This window comes from Polaromonas sp. P1_E1_2 (assembly GCF_056406035.1).
In genome coordinates, this window is the sequence record NZ_JBFUAZ010000356.1 from 1 (window position 1) to 4373 (window position 4373).

Here is a 4373-nt window from a genome sequence, read left to right on the forward strand (position 1 = left end):
GTCACTGTCTGCCGACCAGGTACTGGACTTCCTGTCGCGGCTGGTCATGCCGGTGCAGGAGCAGCTCGAGCTGCCCTTGATGGAGGCTTTCGGGCGGGTGCTGGCCCAGGATGTGGTCTCGCCGTTTGACGTGCCGCCGCACGACAACTCGGCCATGGACGGATATGCCTTCGATGGTGGGCAGTTGGCTGCAGGCAAGGCGCTTGAGCTGCAGGTGGCCGACGGAACAGCGCTGGCAGGCAAGGCCTGGCAAGGCAGCGCCGGGCCAGGCCAGTGCGTCAAGATCATGACCGGCGCCATCATGCCCTCCGGCCTGGACACCGTGGTGCCACAGGAGTTTGTCACCCTGCACCAGGATGGCCAGGGCACACGCATCAGTATCCCGTCGGGTTTGCTCCAGCCCGGCGACAACCGCCGGCTGCGCGGCGAGGACCTCATGCAGGGCCGGCCGGCGCTATTAAAAGGTGAGCGTATTACGCCCGCCCGCCTTGGCCTGGCAGCCTCTTTGGGTCTTAAAACCTTGTCAACCTGGCGGTCGCTGCGGGTGGCTTACTTCTCCACCGGTGATGAGATTTTGTCGCTGGGCGAAACACCGCGCGAAGGCGCTGTGTACGACAGCAACCGCTACACCGTCTTCGGCATGCTCAGCCGGCTGGGCATCCAGGTGCTCGACATGGGCGTCGTGCGCGATGAGCCGGCACTTCTGGAGGCTGCATTCAAACGAGCGGCAGCCGAGGCCGACGCGGTCATCACGTCTGGCGGTGTCAGCGTGGGTGAAGCGGATTTCACCAAGGCCATGATGAAAAAGCTGGGCGACGTGGCCTTCTGGCGCATTGCGATGCGGCCCGGCCGGCCCATGGCCGTGGGACGGATTTCAATAGAGAAATCAGGCTCTATCCCAATAGGGACAAGCGCAAGCAGCTATGAAAATAGTAGCACTCAAAAAACGTTCCCAAACCCCGAGGGCGCCATTTTGTTTGGATTGCCCGGCAATCCGGTGGCGGTGATGGTGACGTTCCTGGCCTTTGTGCGCCCCGCCCTGCTCCAGATGATGGGCGCCAGCGCCGCGCCGGCGCCGTTGCTCAAGGCACGCAGCCTGGAGCCCATTCGCAAGAAACCGGGGCGCACCGAATACCAGCGCGGCTGGGTATCCACCGCGTCCGACGGCTCCCTGGAGGTCCGGACCACCGGCAGCCAGGGTTCGGGCGTGCTGCGCTCCATGGCCGAGGCCAACGGCCTGATGGTGCTTCACCATGCGCAAGGCAATGTCGCTGCAGGGGACATGGTTGACGTCCTCATGTTTGAGGGTGCCCTGTAAATCCCTTGAATCCTCGGCGCCGCCAGGCCCTGGTACTGCAACCCGAAAATATCGAAACATGAAAGCGCGTCTTCGCACCCATGGCTGCGTTGCAATCCTTGCGAAGGCGTTCAGCCTTCGTTACGGCTTGCGCCTTGCCCTGGGCGCGAATCCATCGCTTTCATTTTGTTTCGCTACTTGCGGGTTGCAGTACTAGTCGCTTCGGGGAGCCGGTAGCGGGGGCAGGTCCTCATAGCCGAAAAAATAGGGCACAACCCGAAAGCTCATCAGCAAGCCGCCGTTTTCCGGCGTTGCGTTCAGGCGTTCGTAGTCTTGCGCGGCCAGGTGCTGTATTTTTTCGGCATCGCGTTGCCGGCTGAAAACATCATGACGCCACTGATAGACCTCACTGAGTTTCTCCTCGTAGGTGTAGTGGTGGTCGTTGTCGTTGTAATAGTCGTCAAACCGGTTGCCGCCTAGGTAGATGGCATTGGAGCCTTCATACCCCGTTTTCTGGCTGGTGCGCTGGTCGGTGTTCAGAAAATAAGCCCAATCGCCCGGGATAAAGTTGCCGGCGGCAACACCACCCACCATGCGCAGGACCTTGCCTGGCCGTTCAAGCTCCAGCGGATCAAAATCCGTTTCAAAACTCCACATGCGGCCGGGTTCCAGGTCAACCAGTGGCTCACCGTCGGCCAGTAATCGCCGCTCCACGCCTTGCGCCCTGCCCACGTCCTTCTTGACGCGGCGGAAGTAATCCAGCGCACCCTGGGCAAACACCACCTTGGTCGCGGCGTAGCAGCCTATGTCGTATTTCCCCTGCTCAAAAAACATGTCGTTGAGAGCCTTGTGCAAGGGCATGCGCAGCCGGGGCGTTCCATTGATCCAGTAGCGGGCATTCCATCTGGCAGGGCCGCCCTCGGGCCACCCCCATTCCAGCACCTCTGCCCATATCACGGTGTTCTGGCGAATACCGACATGGTCGACCAGAGCCTGCACATCGCAGGCTTTTCCTCTGAATTCGGTCAATCGGCCCGGGTGCAACAGGGCCAACAGGATTTCTTTTTTGGAAACCGTCTTGAGCTTGCGTGTCTTGTTGTTTCTCACCGGCACCAGCACTACCTCGTCCTTGATCGCCAGCTCCGGGCGTTGCGCCAAAAACAGGGTGCTCACGGCCGCGCCTGAGCCCAGCAGGGAATACGTCATGGTGCCCCGCGGCTTGTCGACAGTTTCCTGAACCAGGCGGGCTGGAATGCCGAGCTGCTGGAGATATCGAAACATGTKGGGGCCGAGCCGCTCCAGCTGGGACGGTGAACAGAAGAACTGCACGCCATATGCGCCCGTTCCAGGCGCTTCCTGGGCTTGCGCAGAAGCCGTATGGGCCAGCGCAAGCAGGAACGGAATCAGGAAGAAAGAAGCAACTGTACGGATTCGGCCCGCTGGGTTTGCGGTCAAACCGGTTTTCTCATCAGCATGCCAGGGACCCGGCCTGGGGCAAGCGGTTCCTCACGATCATTTCGCCACGTACTCCGGGTGTTCAAGGTGTTCATCGGGTTGCTCCCTGGCAATGGCCTTGTTGGCCCCTGGGACCGCCTTGCGGGCAAACAGCGTGTACATCGTGGGCACCACAAACACAGTGAGCAAAGTGCCCAGCGACATGCCCCCCACGATAACCCAGCCGATCTGCGTGCGGCTTTCGGCACCCGCGCCCTTGGCCAGGGCCAGCGGCAAGGCTCCCAGCACCATGGCACCAGTCGTCATCATGATGGGGCGAAGGCGCTGCGACGACGCCTTGACCAGCGCGTCGATCATTTCCATGCCCTGCCCGCGCAACTGGTTGGTGAACTCCACAATCAGGATGCCGTGCTTGGTGATCAGGCCAACCAGCGTGATCAGACCAATTTGGGAATACACATTGAGAGAGCCGCCCGACCATTTGAGTGCCAGCAAGGCCCCGATCATGGACAGAGGCACCGACAGCATGATGACCAGCGGATCGATAAAACTTTCAAACTGCGCGGCCAGCACCAGGAAAATAAACACCAGTGCCAATACAAACACAATGGCCAATGCGCCCTGCGAGTTTCTGAACTCACGCGAGGTGCCGTTCAAGTCGGTGCTGTAGCCGGTCTTGAGCACCTTGGCGGCGGTCTGGTCCATGAACTTGAGCGCTTCGCCCAGCGAATAGTCGCCCGCCAGGCTGGCCGTGATCGACACCGAGCGGCGCTGGCCGAAATGGTTCAACTCGCGCGGGGAAACACTTTCACGCACCTTGACCAATGCCGACRGCGGAATCATTGCGTCGTTGCGGCCCCGCACATAAATGCGGTCGATGTCTTCAGGCGTTGTGCGGCCGCTGGCTTCGGTCTGCACGATCACGTCGTACTGCTCGGCATCGCGCTTGTAGCGCGTCACGTTGCGCCCGCCCAGCAGAGTCTCGATGGCCTTTGCGACAACCTGGATGCTGACGCCGAGGTCGGCCGCCTTGTCCCGCTCCACCTCAATGCGCAGTTCTGGCTTGTTCAGCCGCAGGTCTACGTCGGGCGAGACGATGCCAGGGTTTTTGGCGATCTCCTCCAGCATCTGGCGCACCACGGTGTTCAGGTTCTGGTAGCTGTCGGAGGTCTGGATCACAAAATTTAGCGGCCGTTCGCGAAAGCCCTGCCCAAGGGACGGCGGCGTGATCGGAAAGGCGGTAACGCCGGGCAGCGCATTGAATTTGGGCTGCAGCTCGCGTGCCATGTCGATGGTGGAGCGCGTACGCTTGTCCCAGTCAACAGTGCGGTACACCACGCTGGCCTGCGCCACCGTCGGGTTGCCCACGTTGGCAAAAATGCGGTCGAACTCGGGAAAGGGCTCACCCATTTTTTCCAGCGCCCTGGCATAGCGGTTGGTGTAGTCCAGCGTGGCGCCGTCAGGGGCATTGACGTTGGCCAGAATCACCCCGCGGTCTTCAATGGGCGAAAGCTCCTGCTTCATGCTCGGGAACACCAGCGCAATGGCCAGGGCACTGAGCACCATCACGCCGATGACAATCCAGCGGGCCTGCAAGGCCATGCCTTTGAGTCGCTGGGCA

At 61.2% G+C, this 4373-nt stretch carries 3 protein-coding genes; 1 reads left to right on the forward strand and 2 read right to left on the reverse strand.

Translation table 11 applies throughout. The features are described from left to right. Nucleotides 1-1318, forward strand: a 1318-nt coding sequence (moeA, locus tag AC1D1P_RS15520; protein ID WP_477673598.1) for a molybdopterin molybdotransferase MoeA, incomplete at its 5' end; no start/stop codon positions are given. Between the two features lie 192 nt (nt 1319-1510). On the opposite strand, the gene AC1D1P_RS15525 is transcribed toward moeA, so the two are convergent. Both AC1D1P_RS15525 and AC1D1P_RS15530 read right to left on the reverse strand, forming a co-directional pair. Further along, on the reverse strand, nt 1511-2752 hold the full coding sequence (locus tag AC1D1P_RS15525; RefSeq protein WP_477673599.1) for a hypothetical protein: 1242 nt from the start codon (nt 2750-2752) through the stop codon (nt 1511-1513). A gap of 57 nt (nt 2753-2809) precedes the next feature. Next, a partial coding sequence (locus AC1D1P_RS15530; RefSeq protein WP_477673600.1) for an efflux RND transporter permease subunit occupies nt 2810-4373 on the reverse strand: 1564 nt, incomplete at its 5' end.